The following is a 5,087-nucleotide window of genomic DNA, read 5'->3' as shown; positions in this document are numbered from 1 at the left end:
ATTTCAGTAAATCATCTGTGGATAACACTCAAAAATAAATCTGGCGCTCGACTAATATTTGGCAAATATTTAAGCAGATTTAACAGTCACTTAATTTCCCAGAAAATCTCAATCATTTTCAGAAAATTCTCTGTAGATGATACTCAAAAATCAGGGTTTTTCTCAGACTAAAATTTTGAGATGTTTAATTTATCCTGATAATGAAACTGGTTAATAGTCAGTTTATTCACAGAAAAAATCTATAGCTATAAACATTCAGCTATTAGCTAGAGTCAAAACTTTTAACTGTAATGTTTTGAAATTTTTTAGCTTTCCTAATCTTAATAGCGTAGTGCTATAAAATGAATAATTCTTACATCAGAATTAAAAATATATGTCGTGCCAGGCTATTATTTTGATTAGTTTTACTCTATGATTAAGCTGGTAAATAGTAAATTGTTATGAGGCCAAACTTTCAACCATCCCCATGAATAATTCCCACATCAAAATAAAAAAATTATGTCGTACTAAACTAAAATTTAATTAACAGACAAATAACAAAAAATAATGCTCAGTGTTTTAATTATCATCCCAATTTTAGGGGCAGCTTTAGTCGGATTTTTTCCTGGAAAAATTACCGATGAAAAATTACGAAAAATCACCTTAGCAATTGCCCTATCTCTAATAGCTTGGACTGTAGAAATTGCCCTAAAATTTAACCTAAATAATCCAGGTTTACAATTTCAAGAACATTTTACCTGGATTCCCCAATTAGGTTTAACCTATAATCTCGGTATAGATGGTTTATCCCTACCATTACTCGCCCTAAATTCCTTACTAACATTCATAGTAGTTTATGGTTATGGCAATAATGTCGATCGCCCGCGACTATATTACTCCTTAATTTTGTTAGTAAATGCCGGAATAGCAGGTGCTTTTCTCTCCGCAAACCTATTATTATTCGTTCTCTTTTATGAACTAGAATTAATCCCCATCTATTTATTAATAGCAATTTGGGGTAGTAAAAAACGAGGTTATGCAGCAACCAAATTTCTGATCTATACAGCAGTATCCGGAATTCTGATATTAGTAGGATTTTTAGGAATAACTTGGTTAAGCAATTCTCCCAGTTTTGATTATGACCTAATTTCAACCCAAGGACTATCACTAAAAACCAAACTTATCTTACTAACCATTCTCTTAGTAGGATTCGGCATCAAAATTCCATTAGTACCTTTACACACTTGGTTGCCAGATGCTTACGTCGAATCATCTCCCCCCGTCACAATTCTTCTAGGTGGAATATTAGCAAAATTAGGCACTTATGGACTATTGCGTTTTGGGTTAGGATTATTTCCCGAAACCTGGCAAATAGTAGCCCCCGGAGTAGCGATAATTGGTACTTTTAGCGTCTTGTATGGAGCATTAGCAGCGATCGCTCAAAAAGACATTAAACGAATGGTTGCCTACAGTTCAATTGGCCACATGGGTTATATCATTGTTGCTGCTGCTGCCAATACACCTTTGAGTTTAGTGGGAGCTATTTCTCAAATGGTTGCTCACGGTTTAATTTTAGCGATTCTATTTCACCTGGTGGGTGTGGTGGAGAGCAAAGTTGGCACTCGCGAATTATCTGTGTTGAATGGTTTGATGAGTCCGGTGCGTGGTTTACCTTTTACGAGCGCTTTATTAATTATGGGTGGAATGGCAAGTGCAGGTATTCCGGGAATGGTAGGTTTTGCTGCTGAGTTTCTGGTATTTCAAGGTAGTTTTTCGGTGTTTCCTATTGCTACTCTTTTGTGTATTATTGCCAGTGGTTTAACTGCTGTTTATTTTGTGATTTTGTTAAACCGTACTTGTTTCGGTAAATTAGATAATGATACAGCTTATTATCCTAAAGTTATTTGGTCTGAACGTACCCCTGCTTTAGTATTAGCAGTAGTCATTTTCTTTTTAGGAATTCAACCTACTTGGTTAGTGCGTTGGAGTGAAGCAACTTCCAATTTTTTAGTGACTAATTCTCTTGTAGAAATTCAAAATTCAAATATAGAAATTCAAAAGTCAAAAGTCAAAAGTCAAAATTTAGAAATTCAAAAGGCAAAAGTCAAAAGTCAAAATTTAGCTAGTTTGATAAATACAACAGATTTGAATTTCCTGGAATAGAGAAATTAGGTTTTTTCAGATAGATATAAAAACTGTGTAAGAATATTTCTCAAAACTCCTAGTAATATCAAGTTTGGATAATTATGATACCGTAGGTTGGGTTAAGCGCTAGCGCAACCCAACAAATACAATTATTGTTGTTGGGTTTCGGGGGTTCCTCAACCCAACCTACAAAGTTCAGATAATTATTGATAATACCGTAGGTTGGGTTAAGCGCTAGCACAACCCAACAAATACAACCTCGTTGTTATACCAATTCACTTTAAAGATGTCTAATAGATATAGAGTTTTGGTGTGTTACGCTACTGCGCAAACAGCAGTCGGTACTGATAACTGATAACTGAGTAAGCATTTCCTGCGGAATGCTGCGCAAACAGCTATTAGCTGTCAGCTCTCAGCAATAAGAGTTTCTCCCTAAGGACAGTGTTTAAATTAATATAGACTTTAAGGCTAAAGAAGCCAACTTTTGTAGTAAGACAATTAAATATTGCTTTGATCGTAAACTAAAAGCAATAGCTGATAGCTGATGGCTGACAGCTGAATGCTTACATAACTGATAACTGAAATGACACAAACAACAATAAAACTCCCCCCCTCCCAACATGAATTTGCCGAAATTATCCACCGCCTCGAAGCAGGTGGGGCAATGCTGCCAGATACCCCAGAAAACCTAATGCAAATTATCGGTATTTATAAAGCTTATGCAGTACCAATGGATTTCTATTGGCGCGACTTACTTTATATTGCCGAACGAGTATTTTTAAACCCCTTACCCTTCTTTAAATACTTCCTGCCAAAAGAATATTTAGAACTTCATAATCACTATGCAGGTGATGATGCAGACTTAAGAGTTTGGCGTGGAGAAGCAACAGCTCATCCAGAACTTTTAGCATTTATTGAAAAGGGAGAAAGTGGCAAAAAATCAAAATTATTACATCATTTATGGCATGACAGAATTAATATGGAATTTGCCGAAGCTTGTATGCGAGCAATGTTTTGGCATCGGGAAATGGGAGGTAAATTTGACCCTTATTTAGATACTCCTGAATATAAGGCTGCAGCAGATAAAGCAATTAAAGCTTATTTTCAAGGAAATCCTGTAATGTTAGGTCTGTATAAACTATTCCCAGAAATGTTTATCGAACAGGTCAGACAACTTTCTTATTACAGTAATCTTGGTTTATTTTGGGAAGTAATGACTGCTGTTTTTTTTGAAATGTTTGACTTATATAATGAAGGGAAATTAACCAGCGTTCCAGAAGCAATGAATTTTCTAGTAAATGGAATTTTTGCTGTAGCAAATCGCCCGATTTATCATCATGTTTATATTCGGGGTGAGTTACACGAAATTATTCCCAAATCTTGTGGTTTTACTTGGTTATTTGAAGCTGCTTTACCTTATGTAGAAGCTGTCTTTTATCGCACTGCACCTTTCCGTGGTACAAAATCTTATAATGCTCAGGCAAAACAAGTGCCAGAAAATCAAAAAGACTTTCATTATGGCATTCTTTATGCAGATGTTTTTCCAGTAGGAAATGCTGGTATTCCTCCCACATTATTAATGCAAGATATGCTGCATTTTTTACCATCATTCTTAGTTGATTATTACAAACAATATTGTCGAGGGGAAGATGATATGTTGATTCAGTTAGGAATTACTTTTCAACGTTCAATGTATTGTGTAACTTCAGCAGTTATTCAAGCACTAAGACAGGCAACATTACATCCTTTAGATGACCCAGATCTAGAACATTTAAAAGCAAATCGTGCATTTTTTGAAGAGCAACTAGATAGATTTAAGCGTCCAGAAGCTCGGTTGCGAGATATTCAGCGCCAAGATTATCGTTAACAGGCAACAGGCAACAGGCAACAGTGGGAAAAACTTTTCTCTGTCTGAGATTTATAATCAATATAAGTCAAACACCAACTTGTTCTTTGCTATAAATATAGCAATGCCATAACAGAAGGAAGAAGTTTTATGATCGAGCTTCCATTGTTCATACTTCAGAGTACTGTGTAATATCAACAGGACTTACGCACGAGGCACGAAAAAGTAGCCTTTGAGATTGCTTCCCTGTCGGTCGCAATGACTGAAATACTTTCTACTGCGTAAGTCCTAATTAAGTCCGGTGTCTCCTGTATCCTGTATCCTGTATCCTACCCCTACTAAAAGACTTTTGAACGCAAACCCTGTCTAATGATTTTTTTTGAAAATCAAGGTTGAAAGTACAATTTTTGGAGTGGTTATCACTTTTGATTGAACCTCCTACTCCTAAACAAGTTGAACGAAAAACCTTAAATTTCCTTGGCCAATAGATATCTCCAATAATAAAAAATAAAATCAATTATCGCACATAAATTATCAATTCTTCCCCTCCCAGGAGGGGGAGGGGCGAGGGGTGGGTTCCCTACTCCCTACTTCCTACTCCCTACTCCCTACTCCCTACTCCCTACTCCCTCTTTTCTGGAGATGTCTAATTATCCAGAAACGATGAACAATTTCAGCAACTTTCTCAAGAAAATTGTCTGTACTTCTTGTAGCTTTGTAGGCGGAAATAGGTTAATCTATTAACGCCTAGTCCTATAAAAGAAAAAGATGACCATGAAACCAAATTTCTTTGCACTTTTAATCGTATCCACAGTAACTACAATGGCTGCTTGCACGAACCTTCAATCTACGCCAATGGTAGAGGCTGCGTCATGCGAAAATCCTGTCACAGAAAACGATGTTCTAGCTGCACAGCAAAGCTGGGGCGAAGCCATTGTCGCCATTGGCAAGGCAGAAAACCCAGAAGCAGAAGCACAAAGTACTCTTGACAGGCTTTATGCTTATGATCTTGGTACGGTTTTGTTCAAACCAACACTGGCCAGCAATGAGCCGTTCAGAGGTACGGAGAAAGAAGCTTTGTCTTATTTTGTCGGTGGCACCATCAGCGAAGATAAAG

General features: G+C 36.6%; 2 protein-coding genes and 1 pseudogene. All 3 read left to right on the top strand.

The features are described 5' to 3' along the window. Window positions 1–546: 546 nt before the first annotated feature. On the top strand, window positions 547–2,142 hold the full coding sequence (locus tag F6K54_RS24195) for an NADH-quinone oxidoreductase subunit M (protein ID WP_293083010.1): 1,596 nt from the start codon (window positions 547–549) through the stop codon (window positions 2,140–2,142). Window positions 2,143–2,707: 565 nt separating this feature from the next. Continuing rightward, window positions 2,708–3,991, top strand: coding sequence for a CO2 hydration protein (locus F6K54_RS24190; protein WP_293083008.1), 1,284 nt, complete (start codon window positions 2,708–2,710; stop codon window positions 3,989–3,991). A 747-nt stretch (window positions 3,992–4,738) separates the two neighbouring features. Further along, window positions 4,739–5,087, top strand: a pseudogene (locus tag F6K54_RS24185) (hypothetical protein); the annotation flags it as partial.

The sequence above is a fragment of the Okeania sp. SIO3B5 genome, assembly GCF_010692555.1.
GTDB lineage: Bacteria > Cyanobacteriota > Cyanobacteriia > Cyanobacteriales > Microcoleaceae > Okeania.
The sequence above is the reverse complement of the archived record's forward strand: the minus strand, read 5'-3'. Positions and strand labels throughout refer to the sequence as shown.